The 24,567-nt window shown below is 68.8% G+C and carries 19 protein-coding genes and 1 riboswitch; of the genes, 13 read left to right on the top strand and 6 right to left on the bottom strand.

Features of this window, described 5'->3' with window-relative positions:
• Window positions 1-23 precede the first annotated feature (23 nt).
• From V7Q42_RS03600 to V7Q42_RS03590, 3 genes are read left to right on the top strand one after another with little or no spacing between them, the layout of a single operon-like run.
• Complete coding sequence (locus V7Q42_RS03600; RefSeq protein WP_333822518.1) at window positions 24-2,204, top strand: ABC transporter permease; 2,181 nt, start codon at window positions 24-26, stop codon at window positions 2,202-2,204.
• Window positions 2,201-3,277 (top strand): ABC transporter ATP-binding protein, encoded by a 1,077-nt coding sequence (locus V7Q42_RS03595; protein WP_333822517.1) that lies wholly within the window; start codon window positions 2,201-2,203, stop codon window positions 3,275-3,277. The genes V7Q42_RS03600 and V7Q42_RS03595 overlap by 4 nt, the downstream gene beginning before the upstream one ends.
• Window positions 3,278-3,332: 55 nt before the next feature.
• The gene (locus V7Q42_RS03590) at window positions 3,333-5,294 is read left to right on the top strand and encodes a hybrid sensor histidine kinase/response regulator (protein ID WP_333822516.1); all 1,962 of its coding nucleotides are present in this window, start codon (window positions 3,333-3,335) and stop codon (window positions 5,292-5,294) included.
• Window positions 5,295-5,528: 234 nt separating this feature from the next.
• Here V7Q42_RS03590 and V7Q42_RS03585 read toward each other — a convergent pair whose 3' ends face one another.
• Window positions 5,529-6,794, bottom strand: coding sequence for an AGE family epimerase/isomerase (locus tag V7Q42_RS03585; protein WP_333822515.1), 1,266 nt, complete (start codon window positions 6,792-6,794; stop codon window positions 5,529-5,531).
• 227 nt (window positions 6,795-7,021) lie between these two features.
• Between V7Q42_RS03585 and V7Q42_RS03580 the strand changes: the two genes are divergently transcribed.
• A complete protein-coding gene (locus tag V7Q42_RS03580; protein WP_333822514.1) occupies window positions 7,022-7,972 on the top strand; it encodes an AEC family transporter in 951 nt (316 codons plus the stop codon).
• A gap of 22 nt (window positions 7,973-7,994) precedes the next feature.
• Here the strand turns inward: V7Q42_RS03580 and V7Q42_RS03575 are convergent, their stop codons facing one another.
• From V7Q42_RS03575 to V7Q42_RS03565, 3 genes are read right to left on the bottom strand one after another with little or no spacing between them, the layout of a single operon-like run.
• On the bottom strand, window positions 7,995-9,407 hold the full coding sequence (locus V7Q42_RS03575) for a HAMP domain-containing sensor histidine kinase (RefSeq protein WP_333822513.1): 1,413 nt from the start codon (window positions 9,405-9,407) through the stop codon (window positions 7,995-7,997).
• Entirely contained in the window at window positions 9,385-10,041 is a 657-nt protein-coding gene (locus V7Q42_RS03570) for a response regulator transcription factor (protein ID WP_333822512.1), read from the bottom strand. The genes V7Q42_RS03575 and V7Q42_RS03570 overlap by 23 nt, the downstream gene beginning before the upstream one ends.
• Complete coding sequence (locus tag V7Q42_RS03565; protein WP_333822511.1) at window positions 10,041-10,709, bottom strand: PepSY domain-containing protein; 669 nt, start codon at window positions 10,707-10,709, stop codon at window positions 10,041-10,043. Before V7Q42_RS03565 ends, V7Q42_RS03570 begins: the two co-directional genes overlap by 1 nt.
• A gap of 467 nt (window positions 10,710-11,176) precedes the next feature.
• Between V7Q42_RS03565 and V7Q42_RS03560 the strand changes: the two genes are divergently transcribed.
• The 6 genes from V7Q42_RS03560 to ugpC all read left to right on the top strand — a co-directional run bounded on the left by V7Q42_RS03560 (window position 11,177) and on the right by ugpC (window position 19,458).
• A complete protein-coding gene (locus V7Q42_RS03560; protein WP_333822510.1) occupies window positions 11,177-13,435 on the top strand; it encodes a hypothetical protein in 2,259 nt (752 codons plus the stop codon).
• Between the two features lie 219 nt (window positions 13,436-13,654).
• Window positions 13,655-13,763: riboswitch (SAM-I-IV-variant riboswitch) on the top strand.
• Window positions 13,764-13,824: 61 nt separating this feature from the next.
• Window positions 13,825-14,742: a homoserine O-acetyltransferase MetA gene (metA, locus tag V7Q42_RS03555; RefSeq protein WP_333822509.1), complete on the top strand. Its 918-nt coding sequence runs from the start codon at window positions 13,825-13,827 to the stop codon at window positions 14,740-14,742.
• 357 nt (window positions 14,743-15,099) lie between these two features.
• Entirely contained in the window at window positions 15,100-16,413 is a 1,314-nt protein-coding gene (ugpB, locus tag V7Q42_RS03550; protein WP_333822508.1) for a sn-glycerol-3-phosphate ABC transporter substrate-binding protein UgpB, read from the top strand.
• A 219-nt stretch (window positions 16,414-16,632) separates the two neighbouring features.
• Entirely contained in the window at window positions 16,633-17,514 is an 882-nt protein-coding gene (gene ugpA, locus V7Q42_RS03545) for a sn-glycerol-3-phosphate ABC transporter permease UgpA (RefSeq protein ID WP_333822507.1), read from the top strand.
• Window positions 17,514-18,362, top strand: coding sequence for a sn-glycerol-3-phosphate ABC transporter permease UgpE (gene ugpE / locus V7Q42_RS03540; RefSeq protein WP_333822506.1), 849 nt, complete (start codon window positions 17,514-17,516; stop codon window positions 18,360-18,362). Before ugpA ends, ugpE begins: the two co-directional genes overlap by 1 nt.
• Window positions 18,363-18,366: 4 nt before the next feature.
• On the top strand, window positions 18,367-19,458 hold the full coding sequence (gene ugpC / locus V7Q42_RS03535) for a sn-glycerol-3-phosphate ABC transporter ATP-binding protein UgpC (protein WP_333822505.1): 1,092 nt from the start codon (window positions 18,367-18,369) through the stop codon (window positions 19,456-19,458).
• 3 nt (window positions 19,459-19,461) lie between these two features.
• On the opposite strand, the gene V7Q42_RS03530 is transcribed toward ugpC, so the two are convergent.
• Window positions 19,462-20,205: a lysophospholipid acyltransferase family protein gene (locus V7Q42_RS03530; RefSeq protein ID WP_333822504.1), complete on the bottom strand. Its 744-nt coding sequence runs from the start codon at window positions 20,203-20,205 to the stop codon at window positions 19,462-19,464.
• A 313-nt stretch (window positions 20,206-20,518) separates the two neighbouring features.
• Between V7Q42_RS03530 and V7Q42_RS03525 the strand changes: the two genes are divergently transcribed.
• From V7Q42_RS03525 to V7Q42_RS03515, 3 genes are read left to right on the top strand one after another with little or no spacing between them, the layout of a single operon-like run.
• Window positions 20,519-20,803, top strand: coding sequence for an acyl carrier protein (locus V7Q42_RS03525; RefSeq protein ID WP_333822502.1), 285 nt, complete (start codon window positions 20,519-20,521; stop codon window positions 20,801-20,803).
• Window positions 20,800-22,014 (top strand): beta-ketoacyl-[acyl-carrier-protein] synthase family protein, encoded by a 1,215-nt coding sequence (locus tag V7Q42_RS03520; RefSeq protein WP_333822501.1) that lies wholly within the window; start codon window positions 20,800-20,802, stop codon window positions 22,012-22,014. The genes V7Q42_RS03525 and V7Q42_RS03520 overlap by 4 nt, the downstream gene beginning before the upstream one ends.
• A gap of 5 nt (window positions 22,015-22,019) precedes the next feature.
• Window positions 22,020-22,820, top strand: coding sequence for a MaoC family dehydratase (locus V7Q42_RS03515; RefSeq protein WP_333822500.1), 801 nt, complete (start codon window positions 22,020-22,022; stop codon window positions 22,818-22,820).
• Here V7Q42_RS03515 and V7Q42_RS03510 read toward each other — a convergent pair.
• The gene (locus tag V7Q42_RS03510) at window positions 22,810-24,462 is read right to left on the bottom strand and encodes an ATP-binding cassette domain-containing protein (protein WP_333822499.1); all 1,653 of its coding nucleotides are present in this window, start codon (window positions 24,460-24,462) and stop codon (window positions 22,810-22,812) included. The two genes, V7Q42_RS03515 and V7Q42_RS03510, sit on opposite strands and share 11 nt — an antisense overlap.
• Window positions 24,463-24,567 lie beyond the last annotated feature (105 nt).

Genomic DNA, 24,567 nt, shown 5'->3' with positions numbered 1-24,567 from the left:
GTGACGGGCTCGGAGACGGCGCCATGTTCCGCTCTCATCTCCTGTGGCTGATCGTCGGCTGGATCGGCTGGGCGCTCGCGCCCTGGTACGGTTTCGCCTCGTCGCGGTCACGGCCGCTCCTCGGCGATTGGCCGCCCTCCGGCCTCCTCGCCGGGCTCGACGACGCGCCGTGGCTGCTGCCGCTCGGTCTGTTCCTGGCGTTGCCGATCCCCTTCGTCCTCACCCGCTCGCGCCACGTCGGTGCGGCGCTGATCGCCGCCGGCATCGGCGGTCTCGTCTGGATGATGGCGCAAGGCTCGGCGATCGGCTTGCGGGGCTGGTCGTGGCCGTTCCTGGCCAATCTCTTCGGCCCGCTCGCCCACGGTCAGGCCGGCATGGGCTTCGGCGCCGCCGCCACGGCGCTGGCCTTCCTGTTCTTCCTGACGCTCGGGCTGGCGGCGCGCGGCGCCATGAAGGGCGACCGCTTCACCACCGGGGCGATCGGCTTCCTGATCGCCTCGATCGCGCTCTTCGTGTTCTGGCCGGTGTCGACGGTCTTCTCCCAGGCGATGCTGCCCGACGACGGACTCAGCGGCCCGATGGCGCTCGCCCATCGTCTCACCGCGCGGGACATCTGGTCGCTCGGCTGCGTCTTCGGCGACACCCGCTGCGGCGTGGTGTGGAATTCGGTGGTACTCGGCACGCTGTGCGGCGTCATCACCACGGTGCTCGGCCTCGCCTTCGCGCTCGTCGCCACCCGCACCAAGTTCCCCTACCAGCGTCTGCTGCGCCTCTTGTCGGTGCTGCCGATCATCACCCCGCCCTTCGTCATCGGCCTCGCGGTGATCCTGCTCTTCGGCCGCAACGGCACGGTGACCCTGTTCCTCGCTGACAATTTCGGGCTGACCGCGACGCGCTGGATCTACGGTCTGCCGGGCATCCTGCTCACCCAGTCGCTGGCCTTCACGCCGATCGCCTTCCTGGTGCTGATCGGCGTCGTCCAGGGCATCGCTCCGTCGATGGAAGAAGCGGCGCAGACGCTGCGCGCCGGCCGCTGGCAGACGTTCCGGCGGGTGACCTGGCCGCTGATGCGGCCCGGCCTCGCCAACGCCTTCCTCGTCGGCTTCATCGAGAGCCTCGCCGATTTCGGCAATCCGCTGGTCATGGGCGGCGGCTACGAGGTGCTCTCGACCAAGATCTTCTACGCCGTGGTCGGCGCCCAGAACGATCCCGGCCGCGCCGCGGCGCTCGGCATCGTGCTCCTGGCGCTGTGCGTCGGCGCCTTCCTGGTCCAGCACCGTTGGGTCGGCACGGCCTCCTACACCACCGTCGGCGGCAAGGGCTTCGCCGGCACGCCGGCCGAACTGCCGGTGTGGTTGAAGCGGGCGGTCTACGCCACGGCGCTGCCCTGGGCCGCCTTCACCTTCCTGCTCTACGGGCTCATCCTCTACGGCGGCTTCGTCGAGAACTGGGGCCGCAACAACGCCTTCACGCTGCGCCACTACATCACCGACTTCGGCCTCGAATGGGGCAAGCACGGGCTGGTGTGGACCGGGCGGGCGTGGAACTCGCTCTTCACCACCCTCGAGGTCTCGGCGGTCGCGGCGCCGCTCACCGCGGCGATGGGCCTGCTCACCGCCTATCTGCTGGTGCGCCAGCGCTTCGCCGGCCGCGCCGCCTTCGAGTTCATGACGATGCTGAGCTTCGCCATCCCCGGTACGGTCATCGGCGTCGCCTACATCCTCGCCTTCAACCAGCCGCCGGTGGAACTGACGGGCACCGCGGCGATCCTCGTCGTCTGCTTCGTCTTCCGCAACATGCCGGTCGCCATCCGCGCCGGCGTCGCCTCGATGAGCCAGCTCGACCGCAACCTCGACGAATGTGCCCTGACGCTCGGCGCCAACAGCGCCCAGACCATCCGCCGGGTGATCCTGCCGCTGCTCAGGCCGGCGATCGTCGCGGCGCTGGTCTACTCCTTCGTCCGCGCCATCACCTCGGTCAGCGCCGTCATCTTCCTCGTCTCGGCCCGCCACGACATGGCGACGTCCTACATCGTCGGGCGCGTCGAGATCGGCGACTTCGGCCTCGCCATCGCCTACTCTTCGGTGCTCGTCGTGCTGATGGGCCTCGCCATCATCGTCATCCAGTGGGCGGTCGGCGAACGGCGCATCGCCCGGCCGACGAGCCACACTCCAACCGCACGTCCTCGGGAGGTCGCCGCATGATCGGATCCGGCAAGAAGGTCGGCGGTGTCGAGTTCCGCTCGGTGAGCCGCCGCTACGGGACGGTGGCCGCCGTCGACGACATCTCGTTCAAGGTCGAGCCGGGGACGCTCGTCACCCTGCTCGGGCCGTCGGGCTGCGGCAAGACGACGACGCTACGGATGATCGCCGGCCTCGAGGCGCCGACCGAGGGCACCATCCTCATCGGCGGCCGCGACGTGACGCTGCTGCCGGCGACCGACCGCGACGTCACCATGGTGTTCCAGAGCTACGCGCTCTTCCCCCACATGAACGTCCTCGACAACGTCGCCTTCGGCCTCGAGGTCTCCGGCGTGCCCAAGGCACAACGCGAGGCGCAGGCGATGGAGGGCCTCGCCATGGTCGGCCTCGACGGCTTCGAGAACCGCCTGCCGAGCGAGCTCTCGGGCGGCCAGCAGCAACGCGTCGCCGTCGCTCGTGCTCTGGTGCTGGAACCCGAGGTGCTGCTGTTCGACGAGCCGCTCTCCAACCTCGACGCCAAGCTGCGCCGCAAGATGCGCGACGACATCCGCGAATTGCAGCTGAAGCTGGGACTGACCTCGGTCTACGTCACCCACGATCAGGAGGAGGCGCTCGCCGTCTCGGACCGGATCATCGTCATGAACCGTGCGGTGATCGCCCAGGAAGGCACGCCGGCCGATCTCTATCGCCGGCCGAACTCCCGCTTCGTCGCCGACTTCATGGGCATCTCCAACCTCCTCGACGGCACCATCGTCCGCCGCGCCGAAGGCCGCGCCACAGTCACCTTCGGCGAGGCGACGGTCGAACTCCCCGACCCCGGCAGCCGCGGCGACGCGGTCACCGTCGGCGTCCGGCCGCAGGCGATCCGGCTGACCGCCGAGGGTGGCCCCGCGTCGCTTCCGGTGACGGTGCGCAAGGCCACCTACCTCGGCTCCCACCTCGAATACGTCCTCGACAGTTCGGTCGGCGAGCTCTTCGTCGTCGATCCGACCTCCGAGACGCCGGTGCCGCCGGGGACGAGCGCCTTCGCCACCTTCCGCGAGGACGGCGTGGCGCTGGTGCCGCGCGGCGACTAGGATCGACCCCGGCGGGACGCGCGTCGTCCCGCCGCGGAGGCGACAGCGGACGGGCATGAGGGCGAAACGCGGCTTGCGCCGCCGGTTGATGCTGATGGCGGCCGGGGTGATCGGCGTGATCCTGATCGCCGAGACCCTCGCCTGGATCGGGCTCGACCGGCTGGAGCGCTCCCTGGGCAAGACCCGCACCGACGCGCTCGCCGACGTCCGCCGGGTGTTGACGCTCGCCGAGAGCGCCTCGAGCCTCTCCGCCTTCGCCCACGCCGTCACCGAGATCCGCGATCGGCCGACCCTCGATGTCGCCGAACGCGCGCTCGAAGGTCGGCTCGAGGAGATCGCGGCGCTGGCGGCGGCGCTGCCGGTGCCGGTCGACCGGCCGGCGCTGCCGACCCTCGATCCGACCATCGTCCGCCTCGCCGACCGGCTCGACGGAATCCTGCGCCATCTCTTCGCGGTGACCGAGGAGGCGATCGCGACGCGCGAGCGCGAAGCGGCGGCGGCGACGCATGGCGAGGCGAGCCTCGGCGGCGGCGCGCCCGGCGACCGGGTCTATGCCGATCCGCGTCAGCGCTTCCTGCTCGCCGCCACCGACGTCGCCGCCACGGTGATGAGCCGCCTCGTCAAGGACTACGCCTCGCTGGTGGAACGCTCCGACAGCGCCCGCGCCGAGGCGACGGCCGCCGACCTGCGCCTCGGCAAGATCGCCGCCGGTCTCGTCGGCGCGCTCGGGCTGATCGTCGCCTTCGGCTTCGCCAACGCCTTCCTGCGCGGCGTCGTCGCCGATCTCCTCGGCATCGCCGAGGCGATGCGGCGGCTCGCCGGCGGCGACACCGCGGTGAGCGCGCCGGGTCGCGGCCGACCCGACGAGATCGGCGCCCTCGCCCGCGCCTTCGACGTGTTCAAGGAACAGGCGCGCGAACGCGCCGAGATCGAGAGCCGGCTGCGCCACGCCGAACGGCTCGAGGCGATCGGCCGGCTGACCGGCGGCATCGCCCACGACTTCAACAACCTCTTGACCGCCGTCGCCACCAACGTGCAGCTGATCCACGACGACGCCGAACCCGACACGCCGACCCGGGCGCGAGCGCTCCGGGCGCTCGCGGCGGCGGAGAACGGCGCGGCAATGGTCGACCATCTCCTCGCCTTCGGCCGGCGCCAGATGCTGGCGCCGGTGGCGACCGACGTCTCCGAGCTGATCGCCGCGCTGCTCGATCTCGTCGCCGCCAGCCTCGGCGGCGGCATCGTCCTCGAGGCGCGGTCCGACGACGGCGCGCCGCCCTTCGCCCTGGTCGACCCCGGGCAGATCGAGAACGCCCTGATCAACCTCGTCTTCAACGCTCGCGACGCCGTCGGCGAACGCGGCCGGATCACCGTCTCCGCGGGCCATGCGCCCGACGGGATGGTGCGGATCGAGATCGCCGACGATGGCGCCGGCATGGACGCGGCGACGCTCGCCCGCATCTTCGAGCCCTTCTTCACCACCAAACCGGCCGGCGCCGGCAGCGGTCTCGGGCTCTCGATGGTCTACGGCTTCGTCCGCCAGTCCGGCGGCCGCATCGACGTCGCCTCGACGCCGGGGGTGGGCACCACCGTCACCATCGACCTGCCCGCGGCGGACGCCGCCCCGGCCGCCTCTCCCGCCCCGATCGCGGTGCGGGCGGCGGCAACCTGCCGGCCGTTGCGCATCCTCGTGGTCGAGGACGATGCCCGGGTCCGCGACGCGGTCCTCGATCTTCTGGCGACCTCCGGTCATGTGGCGCGGGCGGTGACGTCGGGCGCCGAGGCGATCGCCCGTTTCACCGCCGATCCGACCTTCGATGTGGTGCTCACCGACCTCGCTCTGCAGAACGGCATGGACGGCGTCGCCCTCGCCGCGGCACTGCGCGCGATCCGCCCCGATCTGCCGGTGCTGGTGACGACCGGCTACGTCGGCGCCGCGCCGATCGATCTGCCGATCCTGATGAAGCCGTTCCGCCGCGAGGATCTCGACGCGGCACTCGCCCGCCTCATCGGGTGAATTCGTCCGTTCCCGGACACGGCACGGCCCCCTCCTCCCCTTGCGGGAGGAGGTGCCCGAAGCGCGGATGAAGGAACGCGCGCGTGAGCGCGCCAGAGGAAGAACCCGAGAATTTCTGCCGTTTCGAAAGGCCCATCCCCCTCATCCGACCCTACGGGCCACCTTCTCCCGCAAGGGGAGAAGGGAAGGTGCGACCCGCGGAACGCATCGGACAGCCGGGGCTCCGGCTCCCGGTCACAATCGGATGCCGACGGTCGCCAGTCCGCGGGTGACGGAACCGCTCGTCGGCAGGAGCGGGATCAGGCAGGCCTGGAGCGAGTGGTACATGTCGGGCTTGCCGAAGAACGGGAAGGTGTTCGGCTTCAGATCGTCGTCGATCTGCGGGAACCAGCCCCCCTTTTCGGGATCGATGAACCGGGCGGCGGTGAAACCCCAGATCCGGCGATACCAGCTCTCGTGATAGGCGTCGCCGTCGATGGCGCCGAGGAAGGCGGCGGCGGCGATCCCCTCACAACAGGGCCACCAGTAGCGATCGCGGATGCGCGGGCTCCCGTCCCAATCGAGGGTGTAGTAGAAGCCGCCCTTCTCGGCGTCCCAGCCGTCGGCGACGGTGCGGCGGAAGAGCCGCCGCGCCGCTTCCGCCGTCCAGTCGTCCGGTCGGCCCTTCAGCTCCCACAGCTGCAGCAGCAGTCGCGTCCATTCGAGTCCGTGGCCGGGCGTCGTGCCGTAGGGGCGGAACATCGGATCGCCGTCGTAATCGCGATCGAACGCCCAGGTCTCGTCGAAATGCTCGGCGACGTGCCAGCCGGCGGCCTCGGCGTTGCGATGAACGATCCGCTCGGCGATGCGCTCGGCCATCACCAGGAAGTCGCGTTCGCCGGTCGCCTCGTAGGCCGCCATCGCTGCTTCGGTCAGATGCATGTTGGAGTTCTGGCCGCGATAGCCGCCCATCGGCGTCCAGTCGCGGCCGAACTCCTCGGCGACCGCCCCTTTCGCCTCCTCCCAGAAGCGCTCGTAGAGGACCATGGCGACGTCCTCGAGCAGCCTGTCGGCATCCGGATGACCGATCACCTTGGCGCTCGCCGCCGCGAGCAGCACGTGGGCGTGGCCATAGGCCTGTTTGGTGTCGTTCGTCGGTCCGTCGGCGCCGATCGCCCACATGTAGCCGCCGTGCGCGGGATCGCGATGGCCGTTCCACAGGAAGTCCATGCCGTGGTCGACGAGGTCCTCGGCCCCCGGGCGCCCCATGAGATGAGCGATGGCGAAGCCGTGGACGGCGCGCGCCGTCAGGTGCAGGGCGCGGGTCGGTACCCCGCCGAGGAAGCACTCGGCCTCGAGCGGCCGCCCGACCGCGTCGAGTTCGAAGAAGCCGCCGGCGGGATCGCGGGCGTGGCGCTCGAAGAACGAGAGGATGCGGCCGGCCTCCTCGAGGAGCCACAGCCGATGGCTGGTCATCTCGGCCCAGCGATGGAACGGTCGTTCGAGCACGAGGTTCGTCATCGTCCGCCTCCTGTGCCTGCGTGGCGACAGGATACGCCACCGTCGTCGCGCGGGTCGAGGGCGCGGAAGCCCGGCCCGTCGGTTCGTCGGTTCGTCGGTTCGTCGGTTCGTCGCACCGGAATCGGCTCGGCGCGCGGAGCAAGATCGTGATGTCATTCGCCACGGCGACGGCGCATGCTTCGCCGCCGCCGCCCGCTTCCCTGGATTCGTCGGATGGATGAACCCGCATGATCGCCGTCCTCGGCATCACCACGCCGATCTTCCTGCTGATCCTGCTCGGCTACGCCGCCACCCGCTTCCGGGTGATCGGACCGGACGACGTCCGCTCGCTCGGCACCTTCGTGGTGCGCTTCGCCCTGCCGGCGCTGATCGTCCATGCGCTCTCCACACGGCCCTTGCGCGAGGTGATCGACGTCCGTTTTCTCCTCGTCTACGCCGCCGCCTCGCTGGTGGTCTTCGGTTTCGTCTACGCCGTGGCGCGCTTCGGGCTGAAGCGCGGCCCGGCGGCGAGCGCCGTCCACGCCCTCGGCGCGGCGTCGCCCAACAGCGGCTTCGTCGGCTTCCCCGTCGCCTCGTTGGTGGTCGGCCCGACGACGGCGGCGACGGCGCTCGCCCTCGCCATGACGGTGGAGAACGTCGTCACCATCCCGCTCGCCCTGGCGGTGGCGGAATCGGAGGCGCACGCCGGGACGCCGATCGCCCGGGTCGCCGCACTCGTCGCGGGACGGCTGGCGAAGAACCCGATGATCCTGGCGATCGTCGTCGGCATGATCGTGTCGGCGAGCGGCGTCGGCCTGCCGGCGGTGTTGGCCAAGCCGATCGGCATGTTGGCGGCGGCGTCGGGCGCCACGGCGCTCTTCGTCATCGGCGGCGCGCTCGCCGGCGGCGGTGTCGGCGACGTGGCGAAGGAAGCGCTGCTGCCGGTCTCGGCCAAATTGCTTCTCCACCCGCTCGTCACCTTGGGCGGGCTCGCCGTCCTGCCGCTCGCGTCGGCGGACCTGCGCCTGTCGCTGCTGGTCATCACCGCCTCGCCGATGCTGACGATCTACGCCCTCCTCGGCCGGCCCTACGGGCGCGAGCGCATCTGCGCCGCCGCCCTGGTGATGGCGACGGTGGCGTCGTTCTTCTCGCTCTCGGCGCTGTTGTGGTTCACCGGCGCGACCGCCGTGACGCATTGACGAGGCCCAACCAGGAGCCGCGTCAGCCGCGCCGCAGCACCGCCTCGATCGGCCCGAAACTGGCGCGACAGCCGCCGAGCGGCGAGCGATCGAGATCGAGCCGCATGCCGTATTCGGCGAGCACGTCGGACACGATCGACAGGCCGAGGCCCGCGCCTTCCGCCGTGACGTCCTCGCTGTGTCCACGGGTCAGGAGATCCGGAACCCGTTCCGGCGCGATCCCCGGCCCGTCGTCGTCGACGACGATGCGCAGCTCCGCGTCGATGCGCTCGGCGCTCACCCGCACCGTGGTGCGCGCCACCTTGCGGGCGTTGTCGAGCAGATTGCCGACCACTTCGCCGAAGTCGTCGGCATCCATGCGCGGCTTCAGCTCTTCGGCCAGATCGTTCAGCCACAGCAGATCGCCGCCGCGCGGCGCCCGTGACAGGAGCGCGATCAACCGATCGACGGTGGCGCGCGCGTCGGTCAGCGTCCCGCCGCCGGCGGCGGCGCCGTGGGTCCGGGCGCGCGACAACTCGCGTTCGACATGGGCACGCATCGCTTCGATCTGCTGGCGCAGGAGATCGGCGCTGTCGGTGTCGCCGGCGTCGCGACGGCGGCGTTCCAGGCCCTGCAGGATGGTCAGCGGCGTCTTGAAGCCGTGCGCCAGATCGCCGGCCCGCGCCCGCGCCCGCCGAACCAGATCTTCCTGCCGCCCGAGCAGGGCGTTGAGGTCTTCGGCGAGCGGCGCCACCTCCTCGGGGAAGGCGCCCTCGAGGCGCCGCGCGGTCCCCGCATGCACGGCGGCCAGCCGACGGCGGAGGAGCCCGAGCGGGGCGAAGCCGAACGACGCCTGCACCGCGGCGCCGCCGAACAGCAGGAGGCCGATCAGCCCGAGGGCGCTGGTCAGGTCGCTGCCGAACTTCGCCCGCAGTTCCTGCATGTCGCGGGTGTCGAGCGCGACGGCGAGTGTGAACCCGCGTTCGCCTTCGCTCCCGGTGAGCGTCACCGGACGACGCAGGACGTAGACGATCTGACCCTCCGGTCCGTGCTCCTCGCGGGCCAGGCCGCGCGGCGACAGATGCGTCGGCAGGTCGGCGACGAGATCCTGGTCCCACAGCGAACGCGACCTGAGGACCGCCTCTCCGTTCTCTTCGATCCGCCAATAGGCGCCGGCGAAGGGGGTGTGGAACCGCCGATCCGACATTTCGCGGACCACCGACGGCTTCGTTCCGTCGGTGAGGGCGAAGGCGGAGGCCAGTTCGTTCCAATAGACGTCGAGATCCTGTTCCAGCGTCTGCTCGATCGAATTCTCGAACATGTCGGAGAGCGCGAAGCCGCCGATGGTCAGGGTCGCCACCAGGGTCGCCGCGGCGATCGCCAGCACGCGCAGGCGCAGCGACCAGCTGCGACCCGTGTCCCCACCGGGCGCGTCAGGCGGCGATGACGTAGCCATGGCCGCGCTGGGTCCGGATCACGTCGGAACCGATCTTCTTCCGCAGGCGGGCGATCAATACCTCCAAGGTGTTGGAGCCCGGCTCCTGGCTGCCGGCCCAGACGTGCTCGCACAACTCGAATTGCGACACGACCCGGCCGCGGTTGTGGGCGAGATAGCGCAGCGCCCGATACTCGAGGGGCGTCAGAGCGATGGGTCGGCCGGCACGGCTCAGCGACATGGCACGCGTGTCGAGCCTGAGGCCGCCGATCTCGATCATCGGCGTGGTGTGGCCCTGCGAGCGACGCAGCACCGCGCCGAGGCGGGCGATCAACTCCTCGGCGTGGAACGGCTTGGGCAGATAGTCGTCGGCGCCGGCGTCGATCCCGGCCACCCGTTCCATCCAGGCGCCGCGCGCCGTCAGCACCACGATCGCCGATCGGCAGCCGGCCTGGCGCAGGTTGCGCACCACCGACAGCCCGTCGAGGCGCGGCAGACCGAGATCGACGACGATCCCGTCGTAGTCTTCGGTCTCTCCCTTGAACCACGCCGTCTCGCCGTCGCCGACGATGTCGGTGACGTAGCCGGCGCCCCGGAGGCATGCCGCCACCTCTTCGGCGATGTCCTTCTCGTCTTCGGCGATCAGGATCCGCATCACCGCCTCCTCGTGTCGATCAACCGCCCCTCGCGGGCCTCGATCAGGATTTCGGAATAGCGCCCGTCCCTGCCGAGCATGGTCACTTCGTAAGTCCAGGAATCGAGAAAGCCGTGGTGCAGTTCCACCTCGAGAACACGCCCCGGCGCGGTTCTGTTGGCCAGCGCCAGGATGTCGCTCAACGGCATGATCCGCCCCTCGGCGAGAGCCTTCCGCGCTTCCGCGGCATCTTCCGCCGAAAATGCGGCGAGACCGCCCGGCGCGGCTCTCCCCTTCTCGGGATCGCTCGTCCGGGATCCCGACCGGCCGTCGTCGCCCTCGACGGCGGTGTCGGTGCTGGTCTTGCCGTCGTCGCTCTTGCCGCTGCCGTCGCTCTTGCCGCCGCCGTCGCCTCTACCGCCACCTTCGCCCTTGCCGCCGCCGTCGCTCTTGCCGCCGCCTTCGCCGTGCTCGCCGCCACCGGACCCCGAGCCGGAGCCGCCACCATCCGAGCCGCCGCCACCGTGGCCGCCGCCGCTCTCGCCGCCGCCATGGCCGCCACCGCTTTCGCCACCGCCGTGGCCACCACCACTCTCGCCACCGCCGTCGCGGGCGAGCCCCGGCGACGCCACGAGGACCGCGGCGAGGAGGACGGAGAGGAACAGACGTGAGCGACCGACGACGGGCATGGTGGAACTCGGAAACACCGAATCGAGGCGATCGAGCCGCACCCGATCCGCGAATTGACTCGATTTAGACCATTCGAACTTACGCCCCGCTGACGAAGCCGCCAGTCTTCCTCCCGGAATTTCCGTGGACGCACCGGCCCGGCGCGTCGTGCTCGTTCCTGTCAGCTTCCCGTCAGCCGACCTCGGTCATCGTCTCACCAGCGCGAATCGCATCGTCACGATGCCGGTTCGACGGCGAAGTTCGACGAACCTCGTCTCGGGTGGTTGGTTTTGCCGTCGTAGCCGCCGAGTGGAGTACGTGTTTCAAGCGCGTTCGATGCTCGGACGTCGCGATACTCGAGTGATTTCATCTTTCGTCGTCGACGATTTCTTCACCGATTTCTCGATCCGACGAACGAAACGACGAATCTCGTGTTGAATATGGGGCGAACGGATCACATTTCGCGGCCGCCCCTCGGGAGGAACAGATGACCGGGAAAACGAGTTTCTCCGCCGCGGTCGCGACCTGCGCCGTGGCGATCCTGTCGATCGTCGGCGCGGCTTCGGCCGCGGAACCGTCGATCAACTCGACCAGCAAAGCGCGACCGGCGGGCAACATGACGCCGGTGCCGTTGCAGGCCTTCACCAACGACGCCGGGTACCGGCTGCTCGCCGCCAACGACCTCGGCATGCACTGCGGCGATCTCGACGACCGTATCGTCACGATCCTGCCGCCGTTCAACGTTCTCCACGCCCAGGTCCTGAAGCGCGGCACCAAGCCGACCATCCTCGACCGCAACACCGCCAGCGTTGTCTACTCCGCCTCCGGACAGGCGGCCGACCCGGCCCTCGCCAAGGCGCCGATCGTCGCCGCCGACGGCAGCGTCTTCAAGACGAACTTCTGGCAGACCGCGCTCGCGACCTACGCCCCGTTCTACCCCGCAGGAACGCTGGCCGCCTTCTATCCCGCGACGCTGCCGGCCAAGGGCGTCGATGTCGGCCTGCCGGTGCCGGATGTCGAGCGCCTCTATCTCGGCGACGGCAAGGTGGTGATCACCCAGCAGACCATGCCGAGCGTCACCTCCTTCGTCACCGACCCGACCAGCGGAGCGCCGACCTCGGTCACCGTCGCCGCCTACCGGGCGAACCGCCCGCAACCGGTGAAGACGTTCGAGACCGATTTCCCGCTGTTCGTGTACTTCCCCTTCGGCTACACCGCGCCCAAGGTGAAGTGGTTCTCGGCCGAGGGTATTCCGGTCGCCCCCTTCGACGACAACGGGCGCGAGAATGCCTATCCGTTGATGCGAGTCCAGGCGAAGCTCAACGCCACCGGCAAGGTGGTGTCGTCGCTCGACACCGTGGTGCCCGTGGCCGGCGAATCCGACTGCAAGAACTGCCATCTCGCCGCCCCCTACGGCGACGGCAGCGCCTTGAAGCGCCTTTCGTCGCCCGCCACGCCCGCCATGGATCCGCAGAAGGGTAAGGTCATCGCCTGGGCGAGCGAGGAGTGGGCCGCCGACATCAACATCCTGCGCAGCCACGACGCCATGCACGGGACGAAGCTCTACAGCGGCTACAATTCGACCACCGGCGTCGCCGGCAAGCCGGTCGCCTGCCAGACCTGCCACTACACGCCGGCGCTCGACCTCTTGCACCTCGGTCCGCAGGACGCTCACGGCCTGACCCAGACGGCGCACGGCACGATGTCGCGCGTCATGCATACCGCCCACGGCAAGCTGAAGAACGCCAACGGCACCCCGGTCTTCCCGGTCATGCCACCGCCGAACGACCCGCGCCGTACGCAGGATCAGGCGACCAAGCCGATCAACGACTTCGAGAAGACGACGCTCGAAGCGACCTGCTACAAGTGCCATCCGGGTAAGCGCACCGAATGTCTGCGCGGCACCATGGCTGGCGCCGGCATCGTCTGCCAGGACTGCCACGGCGACATGGCGCAGGTCGGCGACGACTTCTCGCGGGCCAAGCCGGGCGGTGCCTTCATCGTCCGCTCCGACTACTACACCAACGCCTCGACGCCGCGCGTGCCGTGGGCCAACGAGCCGGGCTGCGGCTCCTGCCACACCGGCGACGCGGTCTCCAACCTCGCCAAGAAGACCGGCGCGGTCGCCGCCCCCGACGCGATCCGACTGTTGCAGGCCTATCTGACGACGGACAGCCACGCCAAGCCGATCCTGCCGACCAACCTGCGCTTCGCCGAACCGCGCGTCACCGCCGGCGCCGCCAAGGGCAATCCGCAGCTCTATCGCATGAGCGTCGACAAGCACGGCGGCGTCTTCTGCGAAGGCTGCCACGGCTCGACCCACGCCGAATGGCCGACCACCAACCCGGCCGGCAACGACAACGTCGCCGCTGTCCAGCTCCAGGGCCACACCGGCAAGGTGATGGAATGCTCGACCTGCCACACCGGCATCCTCGCCGCCAACCTGAACGGCCCGCACGGCCTGCATCCGGTCGGCAACGACGGCAACTCCGCCGCCTGGGTGTCGCGACACGGCGACCACGTGGAATCGAAGGGGACGGCCTCCTGCGCCACCTGCCACGGCACCAAGGGTGAGGGAACGCCGCTCGCCCGCACCGCGATCGCCCGTCCCGGCCTGAAATGCGAGAAGGGCGCTCTGTGCGTCGGCCGCGAGACGACGATCACGCTGCCGGCCAACTACGACGTCGGCTGCAACTCCTGCCACGCCAACCCCTTCACCACGAAGATGACGGCCGTGACGAAGTGACGCCGCGACGCGGAATGCGCGAGGGGGGCCGGTCCCGAGGGGGGGCGGCCCCTTTTCGCGGTCGCCCGGCGAGCAGAGGCGGCGACGGCCGCCTCGGCCGAGACGTGACCGCGCCGGCTCGGTCGAGGCAGGGTCTGCGCCGCTCGCTTCGGTGACGATTTCGCCATTCGCTCCGCAAACAGAATTCGTTGCCAATTCGCCCGGCCGCGTGTACATCGAGGACAGCATCGAGAGTTGAGCGACGCTCAACGCCAACCTGCTGAACCCGGCAAGGTGGCGCTCCTCGGAAGAGGAGGATGTGGCCAGACCGGCAACCAACGGGACAGCCATCTCATGAGTTCGCATCCTCGCTCACCTCGACGCGTCGAGACGCCGAAGGACGAGCCGAGATGCCCATCAAGATCCCAGACGACCTCCCTGCTTTCGCGGCGCTTCTCGCCGAGGGCGTCATGGTCGTGCGAGAGACCGACGCCGTGCGACAGGACATTCGTCCGCTGCGCATCGGGCTCCTCAATCTGATGCCCAACAAGATCCGTACCGAGACGCAGATCGCCCGCCTTCTCGGGGCGACGCCGCTGCAGGTCGAGCTGACGCTCGTCAAGATGACGGACCACGTCTCGCGCAACACGTCGTCGGATCACATGGACGCCTTCTATCGCCCGTGGTCGGACGTCAGCTCGGAGAAGTTCGACGGCTTCGTCGTCACCGGGGCGCCGGTCGAGAAGATGCCCTTCGAAGAGGTCACCTATTGGGACGAGCTCTGCGAGATCTTCGACTGGACGCAGACCCACGTCCATTCCTCGTTCCACATCTGCTGGGGGGCGCAGGCGGCGATCCACCACTTCCACGGCGTGCCGAAACATGCGCTGGGGAGCAAGTGCTTCGGCGTCTACAGCCACCGCAATCTCGCTCCCGCCTCGCCCTATCTGCGCGGCTTCTCCGACGACTTCGCCATTCCGGTGTCGCGCTGGACCGAGGTTCGCCGCGAGGACATCGCCGGTATTCCCGGCCTCGAGGTGTTGATGGACTCGCCCGGCGTCGGCCTGTGTCTGGTCGAGGACATCCGCCACCACGCGCTCTACATGTTCAATCACATCGAGTACGATTCGGATTCGCTCGCCCAGGAGTATTTCCGCGACATCGAACGCGGCGAGCGAATCGCCCTTCCGGCCAACTACTTCCCCGAGGACGACCCGACGCGGCACCCGCGCAATCACTGGCGCAGCCACGCCCACCTGCTGTTCTCCAACTGGATCAATCAGGTCTACCAGACGACGCCGTTTGACCTCGCCGACATCGGCGGGTGAGGCGCGGCACGCCGGCCCCGACCGCCGCACCGGACCCGCGATTCGCGCAAGGCGCCGGTGCCGCGGCGGCGTGGGAGACGACGGCCGTCCGAGACGACCGCCGTCGGCGGCGCGGCGGACATCACGAGCGGATCGCCGCGGCAGGCGGCGATTCCGGCCCGCCCGGATGACGGATCCGCCGTCCGGTCGGCGGCGCCTCCATGGTTCCGCGGCCCAGCCCTCTTGTACATGCGATTGATTTCGTTCTGCCGCCGGCTATTGTCTTGCATGACGTGCCGTCACGAGACGTTCACACCAAGATAATAACGCCGGCTCCATCGCCGGATGTCGGCAGGTCGCCCGCCCAGGGAGGGTATCATGGGATCGTTGAAGCCTATTCTCTTCGGAACCGCACTTCTCACCGCCACCTCGCTCCAGGCCGCGGCCCAGGTCGAGATCCAATGGTGGCACGCCATGAGCGGCGCCAACGGTGATCGCATCGTCAAGATCGCCAATGATTTCAATGCCTCGCAGAGCGAATACAAGGTCGTTCCGACCTTCAAGGGCTCTTACGCCGACACCATGAACGCCGGCATCGCCGCCTTCCGCGCCGGCGGCGCGCCGCACGTCCTCCAGGTCTTCGAAGTCGGCACCGCGACGATGATGGCCGCCAAGGGCGCCATCAAGCCGGTCCACGAGCTGATGAAGGAAGCCGGCGAACCCTTCGACGCGAAATCCTATCTGCCGGCGGTCACCGGCTATTATTCGACCTCGAAGGGCGACATGTTGTCGTTCCCCTTCAACTCCTCGACCGTCGTCATGTGGGTCAACCGCGACGCTCTGAAGAAGGCCGGCATCGACAAGATCCCCGCCACCTGGCCGGAGACCTTCGACGCCGCCGCCAAGCTCCAGGCGGCCGGCTGGGACAAGTGCGGCGTCTCGACCGCCTGGGTCACCTGGGTCAATCTCGAGAACTTCACCGCTTGGCACAACCAGCAGCTCTCGACCAAGGCGAACGGTCTCGACGGCTTCGACACCGAGCTGACGTTCAACAAGAGCCCCGCGGTGGTGAAGCATTTCGAAAATCTGGTGAAGTACCAGAAGGACAAGATCTTCGACTACGCCGGCCGCACCAACCAGGGCGAAGGCCGCTTCACCTCGGGTGAATGCCCGCTGTTCCTGACCTCGTCGGCCTTCTACGGCAACGTCAAGGCCAACGCCAAGTTCGACTACACCGCCGGGCCGATGCCCTATTATCCGGACGTGGCCGGCGCGCCGCAGAACTCGATCATCGGCGGCGCTTCGCTGTGGGTGATGGGTGGCAAGCCGGCGGCCGAATACAAGGGCGTCGCCAAGTTCCTGACCTATCTGTCGAGCCCCGCCGTCCAGGCGTGGTGGTCGCAGGAGACCGGCTATCTGCCGATCACCCCGGCGGCCTACGAGTACTCCAAGAAGCAGGGCTTCTTCGACAAGGTCCCGGCGGCGGAGATCGCCATCAAGGAGATCACCAACAAGGAACCGACGACGAACTCGCGCGGCCTGCGCCTCGGCAACCTGGTGCAGATCCGCGACGTCTGGGCCGAGGAGATCGAGCAGGCTCTGACCGGCAAGAAGTCGGTGCAGGCCGCCCTCGACGCCGCCGCCGAACGCGGCAATCAGATGCTGCGCCAGTTCGAGCGCACCGCGAAGTGATGCGGCGCGGAGGCGGGGTCCTCTCCCCGCCTCCGCATCCCACCGACCGCCGTCGCGGCGCCGCCGGAACGCGATCTTCGGCCGATCGCCGTTCGTCGTCCGTGATGCGCGGTTCGTCCCGTTTTCCCGCCTCGACGACCGACGCGGCGAAAGCGGCTGTGGCTGCCGGACCGCCGCCGGCGTGAAGCTCGGCATTCTTCCCTCCGATCGGACAGCCGCATGGAAAAGCGCTCGTATTTCGCCGGCCGGCTGCTGCCCTATGCGCTCCTCGCGCCGCAGCTTCTCGTCACCATCATCTTCTTCTACGTGCCGGCCGTTCAGGCGGTGTACCAGTCGTTCCTGCTGCAGGACGCCTTCGGCATCTCGACCCAGTTCGTCTGGTTCGAGAACTACCAGCTGCTGTTCGCCGATCACGCCTACTACCAGGCGATGTCGGTGACCGCGGTCTTCTCGATCCTGGTGACGGCGCTGGCGCTCTCCATCGCGCTTCTGCTCGCGGTCCAGGCCGACAAGAATCTCAAGGGCGCCGGCGTCTACAAGACGCTGCTGATCTGGCCCTATGCGGTCGCACCGGTGGTGGCGGGCGTCCTGTGGCTGTTCATGTTCCAGCCGTCGCTCGGCACACTCGCCCGCGGGCTGCACGAGCTCGACGTCGACTGGAACCCCTATCTCAATTCCGGCGACGCTCTGACGCTCGTCGTCCTCGCCGCCGCCTGGAAGCAGATCAGCTACAACTTCCTGTTCTTCCTGGCCGGGCTGCAGGCGATCCCGAAGTCGCTGATCGAGGCGGCGGCCATCGACGGCGCCCAACCGATGCGTCGTTTCTGGACGATCATCTTCCCGCTCCTGTCGCCGACGGCCTTCTATCTGCTCACCGTCAACATCGTCTACGTGTTCTTCGACACCTTCGGCATCATCCACGCAGTCACCAACGGCGGTCCGGCCGGAGCGACGACGACGCTGGTCTACAAGGTGTTCAACGACGGTCGCGCCGGCGGCGATCTCGGCGGCTCGGCCGCCCAGTCGGTGATCCTGATGGCGATCGTCATCGGGTTGACCGCCTTCCAGTTCCGCTTCATCGAGCGCAAGGTCAACTACTGATGGTCGAGAACCGCCCCCTCGCCGACCTCGTCTCACACGCCATCCTGATCCTGGGCGTCGCCATCGTCGCCTTCCCGGTCTATCTGGCGCTGGTCGCCTCGTCGTCCGATCCGACCACCATCGCCAACGGCCAGCTCGGGCTCCTCCCCGAGGGACATCTCTTCGAGAACTACTGGAAAGTTCTCTTCGAAGGTACGGAAAGATCGACGAAACAGCCGATGATCGTTCCGCTGTTCAACTCCCTGGTGATGGCCCTCATCATCTCCACGGGCAAGATCGCCATCTCGCTGATCTCGGCCTTCGCGATCATCTACTTCCGCTTTCCGTTCCGCCACACGGCCTTCTGGGTGATCTTCATCACCCTGATGCTGCCGGTCGAGGTGCGCATCTATCCGACCTACAAGATCGTCGCCGATCTCGGGCTGCTCAACACCTACGCCGGCCTGACCATCCCGCTCATCGCCTCGGCCACCGCGACGTTGCTGTTCCGCCAGTTCTTCATGACGGTGCCGGACGAATTGCTCGAGGCGTCGAAGATCGACGGCGCGGGGCCGTGGATGTTCTTCAAGGACACACTGTTGCCGCTGTCGATGACGTCGATCGCAGCAATGTTCGTGATCCAGTTCATCTACGGCTGGAACCAGTATCTCTGGCCGCTGCTGATCACCACCAGCGACGACATGCAGACGATCGTGATCGGCATCCAGAAGATGCTCTACGTCACCGACGCCCTCACCGAATGGCAGCTCGCCATGGCGACGACCATTCTCGCCATGCTGCCGCCTGTCGTGGTGGTGGTCCTGATGCAGAAGCTCTTCGTCAAGGGCCTCACCGAAACGGAGAAATGATCCGATGGCCGAAGTCGCCCTGTCAGCGGTGGGCAAGATCTACGCCGGCTCGGTGCCGGCGGTGAAGGACATCACCTTCGCGGTGCCGGACGGTGGCTTCTGCGTCCTCGTCGGCCCGTCCGGCTGCGGCAAGTCGACGCTTCTGCGGATGATCGCGGGGCTCGAGACCATCACCATGGGCGAAGTCAGCATCGGCAACCGGGTGGTCAACCGGGTCGAGCCGATGGACCGCGACATCGCCATGGTGTTCCAGAACTACGCGCTCTATCCGCACATGAGCGTCTACGACAACATGGCCTACGGCCTCAGGAACCGGAAGACGCCGGAGCCGGAGATCGCCGCGCGGGTCGCCGAAGCTGCCCGCATCCTCGAACTCGAGCCCTATCTGAAGCGTCGGCCGCGCGAGCTCTCGGGCGGCCAGCGCCAGCGCGTCGCCATGGGCCGCGCCATCGTGCGCAAGCCGCAGGTCTTCCTCTTCGACGAACCGCTGTCGAACCTCGACGCCAAGCTGCGCGGCGCCATGCGGGTGGAGATCAAGAAATTGCAGCGCCAGCTCGGCGTGACCGCGATCTACGTCACCCACGACCAGTTGGAGGCGATGACGCTGGCCGACATGCTGGTGGTCATGAATCAGGGCGTGGTCGAGCAGATCGGCGATCCGCTGACGCTCTACGAACGGCCGGCGACCACTTTCGTCGCCCAGTTCATCGGCGCGCCGCCGATGAACATGATCGAGCTTTCGCCCGGCGCCGCACCGCCGCCCGGCCTCGACGGCGTCCAGTCCCTCCCGGTTCCGCCGGCGGGCGCGCTCCTCGGCATCCGGCCGGAACATCTCGCCGTCTCCGCCGACGGCGAACCGCCGATCACCGACCGCCCCGGCGACGTCGATCTCGACCTCACCATCGACGCGGTCGAGGCGGTGGGTGCGGAGACCTATCTGCACGGTCGCCTCGGCGGCGTCGGACAGTCCTTCACGGCGCGCGAGCACGGCAAGATGCTGCTGCCGCCGGGCACGACGCGCCGCTTCATCGCCCGGCGCGAACACCTCCACCTCTTCGACGCCGCCACCGGCCGGCGGATCGAGGCCCGAAGCTGAGCGTCATCGTGGTGCGTGTATCGGCTCGGCAGCGACGGCGGCCGGGCTCGCCGGCTCGGTGAGCCCGAGGCGCTCCTTGAGCAGGGCCGTGAAGGCGACGCGATCGATCCCCGGAGCGATCGGCTCGCCGATGCGGACGTGGATCGTCCCGGGGTACTTCAGCCAGCTGTCGGGCGGCCAGCAGCGTCCGGAATCGAGAACGACCGGGACGCAGGGCACGCCGAGGAGGTCGTAGAGCGCGCCCACCCCGGACTGGATGCGGTCACGGCCCTCGACGTGTCGGGTGCCGGAAGGAAAGATCAACACGCTGCGCCCCGCGGCGACCGTGTCGCGGGCGCTCTGGAAGGCGGCGCGAATCCCGGCGAGATCGCCGCTGCGGTCGATCGAGATGTGGCCGCCGCGCCGGGCGATCCGCCCACCGAGCGGATAGGAGAAGATCTCGCGTTTGGCGAAGGCCACGGGATCGTCGAAGAACAGCGGGTAGAACAGCACTTCCCAGGCGGATTCGTGTCGCGAGGCGAGCAGATACGGCGCCTTCGGCAGATGCTCGAGCCCGTCGATGCGGTGATCGACGCCGCAGATCACCTTCAGGAGCCAGCCCAACACCCTGAGATAGGCGACGACGATCGGCGACCAGACGCGCCGGTCGAAGACGAGCAGGGGCGTGAGCGGAAGGAGAAGAACGACCGCCGCGAGGGCGGCGACGTGAAAGAGGATCGACCTGACGACGACCGACGTGCTCTTCAAGATCCGACCTCTTCGCCCCCTTCGTCGGAGGATGCCCGCCGCTTGCGGCCGTTCGCCGCTGCCGCGGGCGCCCGGCGGTCCGCTCCGCATCGCGGGCCTTCCTAGCATGCGCTCGCGGCCCCACCAATGCGCGGAAGCCGCTATTTCGCCGGTCCGAACCGTCGGCCCCGGCGACCCGGCGAAATGCTCCCGGGTCGGGCCAGCCGGCGCCGCGCACCATCGCGGTCGGTAGCCTTGCGTTCTTTGCAGAGCCGAAACATTGGCGTAAACAACGGGGTGAACAGTGCGACAAGCACGAGACGGGGAGTGGCACATGGCCGAAGGGTCCGAGAAGGGCGAGGATCTGCGCCGGAGCCTGCTGGCGATCGTCGCCGAGGAAGGGATGGTCAAGGACCGCACGATCGGCGTCGACGACCAGCTCGCCGACCTCGGCATCGAGTCCGCCGATTTCGTCATGATTCTCATGGCGATCGAGGAGAAGTTCGGCGTCTACGTTCCTGTCGACGAGAGCCTGACCGAGGCCAAGACGGTCGGTGCGCTGCTCGACGTCGTCGTCGCCCACATCGAAGAGCATCGCCGGCAACAGGTGGCCTCTTGAAACCGATCGCCATTACCGGACTGGGTGCGGTCACGGCTTGCGGTTTCGGCGCCGATCGTCTGTGGGACGCCGCTCGCGAAGGCCGCTCGGCGGTGCGCGAGGTGCTCTTCCCGCGCATCCTTCGCCAGCAGGTCAAGCAGATGGCGCGGATCGCCGACGCCGACTTCGCGCCGCTGCTCGAAACCGCCAAGCCGCGCTTCCAGGATCGCACCGCCATTCTCGGCGTCGCCGCGGCGCGCGAGGCCGTGGCCCGGGCCGGGCTCGGGCCGGAGGATTTCGGCGAGCGTTGTGCGATCGTGGTGGGCTCCGGCCTCGGCGGTGCAGAGACCATCGAGCAGGGCTACATCCGATTCGTCGAGGACCCGGCGGCGCGCAGCGACGTCATGGCGATCCCCAAGTTGATGGCCAACTCGACGGCCTCCTGGATCGCCATGGAGTTCAAGGCGACCGGGCCGACGCTCTGCATCTCCACCGCCTGTTCCTCGTCGACCCAGTCGATCGGCCTCGCCGCCGATCTGATCCGCGCCGGCATCGTCGATCGCTGTCTGGCGGGCGGCGCCGAGGCGCTCCTCATCGACGGCGCCTTCACCGCCTGGGAAGCGCTGCACGTCATGACCACCTCGCACTGCCGACCGTTCTCGCGGGAGCGCAGCGGCATGGTGCTCGGCGAGGGCGCCGGCGTCGTCGTGCTCGAATCGATGGAGGCGGCCGCGGCGCGCGGCGCGACGGTTCTCGCCGAGCTCGTCGGCTACGCCACCAACGCCGACGCCAGCGATCTGCTCAGGCCCGATCAGACCGGCGCCACCACCTGCATCCGTAAGGCGGTAGAATCCTCCGGCGTCGATCCCGCGCGCATCGGCTACGTCAACGCCCACGGGACGGGCACCATCGCCAACGACCTCACCGAGACCAACGCCCTGCGTACCGTCTTCGGCGACGCCTTCGACGGTCTGGCGGTCTCCTCGACCAAGCCGATCCACGGCCATGCGCTCGGCGCCGGCGGGGCGCTGGAGTTCATCGTCACCGTCGAGGCATTGCGTGCCCAGATCGCGCCGCCGACGATCAACTTCCTCGGCGTCGACCCCAAACTCGGCTTCGAACCGGTGCCGAACGTCGCGCGGCCCTTCGCCGCCGACGCCGCCATGTCGAATTCCTTCGCCTTCGGCGGCATCAACGCGTCGCTGGTGGTGACGCTGCCCGGACGCGGGTGACCGCGATGGGCGAGACGATCGCCGTGACGGCGGCCGAGATCGCCGAGCTCCTGGGCCTCGTCGCCGACGTCACCGGGACGGCCGCCGGCCCCGCCGTACCCTTCGCCGCGCCGCTGCTCCTGTTCTCCCGTCTCGACGCCGGTCGCCGCGACGCGCTGTTCGCGCCGCGCCCCGGCCGCGTCCTGGTGCAGGAACAACTGGCGATCGAGGCGAGCGGGCGGCTCGTCGCCGGCGAGCCGGTCGAGGTCTGCTTCCGCTTCGGGGAGCCGGTGAGCGACGTCGCGCCCTTCCGCATCGAGGCCGATCTGGTCGATGTCGCCGGTGCGACCGTCGCGGCGCTCCGCACCTCGATCCGGCCGATCGAGGCGACGCAACTCGCCGCCGCCACCGGTCTGCCGATGGCCGCGAGCCCCGACACCGTCGGCCGCGCCACGACCCGGCCGCTCGGAGCCGATCCGGTCGGACGCTGGCTGCATCTCGTCGGTGACGTCAATCCGATCCACACCGACGCCGATCACGCCCGGGCGCTCGGCCTCGACGGGCCGGTCCTGCCCGGCGCCCTGTTCGCCGCCGCGGCGGAGGTCCTCGCCGACGCCGGTCCCGACGCGACGCTCGTCCGTCTCAACATGCGCTTCATGGCGCCGATCGCCGTCGGGGCGACGGTGGCGACGCGGCTGCGCGAACGTCCGGCGGAGGGCGCGACGGGCCGTCGCGACATGCGCCTGTTCTTCCTCGTCGGCGATCGCGCCGCCGCTGTCGCCGATCTCGGCTTCGCCGCCACCGCGGCCCGCCCGGTCAGTCCGTGAGGAGACCCTCGTCGGCGGCCGGGTGCTCGATCGCGACGATGCGCCCGCCGGAGAAGCGCACCAGCCGGTCGCAGTGCGGCACCCAGGCGAGATCGTGGGTGGTGACCACCACGGTCTTGCCCGCCGCCTTCAACTCCGGCAGCAGGGTGAGGAAGAAGAACTCGCGCTTGCCCGGGTCCTGATCGGCGATGAACTCGTCGAGGACGACGATGTCGCGGCGCTCGAGCAGCACCACCGCCAGCGCCAACCGCCGGCGCTGGCCCGAGGAGAGGTTCAACTGGGTGAACCGACCGTCGACGTAGTCGGTGACCTCGTCGAGCTGGAGCCGCTTCAGGAGAGCGCGAGCGTGCTCGGGGTCGACCTGCGACAGGCCGAAGAGCCGATAGAACAGGTGGAAGACCGTGAAGATCGCCGAGAAGCGGTCGCGGTAGGCGGCCATGTCGCGATCCTCGACCGGCACGCCGTCGACCGTGAGGCGGCCACCGTCGATGTCGAGAAGGCCCGCCAGCACGTTGAGGAAGGTGGTCTTGCCCGAACCGTTGTCGCCGACGACGAGAACGATCTCGCCGCGCCGCAGCTCGAAGTCGATCGGCCCGAGTTCGAAACCCGGTCCGTCGCTACGCGGATAATGGGCGGTCACCCCCTCCAGCGCCAACCGCTCGAACGGACCCGGCGGCGGCCGATCGACCTCTTCGACGGCTTCGAAGCGCTTCAGCTCGAGATCCAGCTCGTCGATGCGACGGAACGACACCATCGCCCGCAGCAGAGCCGGGATCTGTTTGATCACCGATTCGAACGGGCCGAGCGAGAACAGAACCACCGTCAGCAACTGGAAGACGACCGTGCTGTCGCCGCCACCGAGAAAGGGAACGATGAAGACGATGCCGCCGACCAGCACGAACTTCAGCGACTGCATCACCACCTCGCTGGCGGCGTAGCGCTGTTCCATGCGGATGGTGACGTCGCGGATCTCGTCCACGGTGCGGCCGATCTCGTCGTCGAGATCCTGGCGGCGCGGGCGATGCAGCTTCAGTTCGCGGAAACCGCCGATGATGTCCGAGACGCGCTCGAAATAGTCGATCTCGACCGATCGGATGAGGCGGGTCAGCCCGGAGATGGCGCGTCGCTGCAGGTAGTAGCCGAGGACGCCGCCGATCATCACCAGAAGCGCGAAGCCGCCGACGGCCGGCGACAGCGCCAGCACCTGCGGCGTCGCCAGCATCAGGAAGATCACCGCCGGCAGGAACTCGATCACCGTTCGGGAGATGGCGGTGACCACCTGAACGTCGGTGGTGATGATGTGGTAGAGGCCGCCGTGCTCGCGGCTCTGGACGAAGAGCGGCGTCGCCTCGAGGAGATTGTGGGTCAGCCGGCGGCGCAACGATGCCGCCATGCGGGCGACGAGCGACTGCGCCATCACTGGATAGACCAGGTGAAGCACCGCGTAGGCGACGAGCGTCACCAGGAACACCGGCAACCAGTGACCGAAGAAGTCGGGTTTACCGACGTCGGAGGCGGAGGCGTTGGTGACGTGCAGAAGGGCGTTGCGCGACAGTCCGGTGACGATCGCCAGCACGATCACCGGGATCGCCGTTCCCTTCGGCGCGTTCCTCCACAGGAAGGAGAACATCTTCCCGAACATCGATCACCTCGGCGAACCGCGCACCCCCTTCGCGGTGCGCTCGGTGGCGCCCGCGGCTCGCGCAGGCCGTCCCGCCGACATCGTGCGTCGGCGGGCGACCGCTCT

The sequence above is a fragment of the Pinisolibacter sp. genome, from assembly GCF_036782435.1.
Lineage (GTDB): Bacteria > Pseudomonadota > Alphaproteobacteria > Rhizobiales > Ancalomicrobiaceae > CALBKH01.
The sequence above is the reverse complement of the archived record's forward strand: the minus strand, read 5'-3'. Positions and strand labels throughout refer to the sequence as shown.

Bases quoted from the DNA above. Each gene is read 5' to 3' on its own strand.
- V7Q42_RS03600 (WP_333822518.1), top strand. From the start codon at position 24: ATGTTCCGCTCTCATCTCCTGTGGCTGATCGTCGGCTGGATCGGCTGG.
- V7Q42_RS03595 (WP_333822517.1), top strand. From the start codon at position 2,201: ATGATCGGATCCGGCAAGAAGGTCGGCGGTGTCGAGTTCCGCTCGGTG.
- V7Q42_RS03590 (WP_333822516.1), top strand. From the start codon at position 3,333: ATGAGGGCGAAACGCGGCTTGCGCCGCCGGTTGATGCTGATGGCGGCC.
- V7Q42_RS03585 (WP_333822515.1), bottom strand. From the start codon at position 6,794: ATGACGAACCTCGTGCTCGAACGACCGTTCCATCGCTGGGCCGAGATG.
- V7Q42_RS03580 (WP_333822514.1), top strand. From the start codon at position 7,022: ATGATCGCCGTCCTCGGCATCACCACGCCGATCTTCCTGCTGATCCTG.
- V7Q42_RS03575 (WP_333822513.1), bottom strand. From the start codon at position 9,407: ATGGCTACGTCATCGCCGCCTGACGCGCCCGGTGGGGACACGGGTCGC.
- V7Q42_RS03570 (WP_333822512.1), bottom strand. From the start codon at position 10,041: ATGCGGATCCTGATCGCCGAAGACGAGAAGGACATCGCCGAAGAGGTG.
- V7Q42_RS03565 (WP_333822511.1), bottom strand. From the start codon at position 10,709: ATGCCCGTCGTCGGTCGCTCACGTCTGTTCCTCTCCGTCCTCCTCGCC.
- V7Q42_RS03560 (WP_333822510.1), top strand. From the start codon at position 11,177: ATGACCGGGAAAACGAGTTTCTCCGCCGCGGTCGCGACCTGCGCCGTG.
- metA (WP_333822509.1), top strand. From the start codon at position 13,825: ATGCCCATCAAGATCCCAGACGACCTCCCTGCTTTCGCGGCGCTTCTC.
- ugpB (WP_333822508.1), top strand. From the start codon at position 15,100: ATGGGATCGTTGAAGCCTATTCTCTTCGGAACCGCACTTCTCACCGCC.
- ugpA (WP_333822507.1), top strand. From the start codon at position 16,633: ATGGAAAAGCGCTCGTATTTCGCCGGCCGGCTGCTGCCCTATGCGCTC.
- ugpE (WP_333822506.1), top strand. From the start codon at position 17,514: ATGGTCGAGAACCGCCCCCTCGCCGACCTCGTCTCACACGCCATCCTG.
- ugpC (WP_333822505.1), top strand. From the start codon at position 18,367: ATGGCCGAAGTCGCCCTGTCAGCGGTGGGCAAGATCTACGCCGGCTCG.
- V7Q42_RS03525 (WP_333822502.1), top strand. From the start codon at position 20,519: ATGGCCGAAGGGTCCGAGAAGGGCGAGGATCTGCGCCGGAGCCTGCTG.
- V7Q42_RS03515 (WP_333822500.1), top strand. From the start codon at position 22,020: ATGGGCGAGACGATCGCCGTGACGGCGGCCGAGATCGCCGAGCTCCTG.
- V7Q42_RS03510 (WP_333822499.1), bottom strand. From the start codon at position 24,462: ATGTTCGGGAAGATGTTCTCCTTCCTGTGGAGGAACGCGCCGAAGGGA.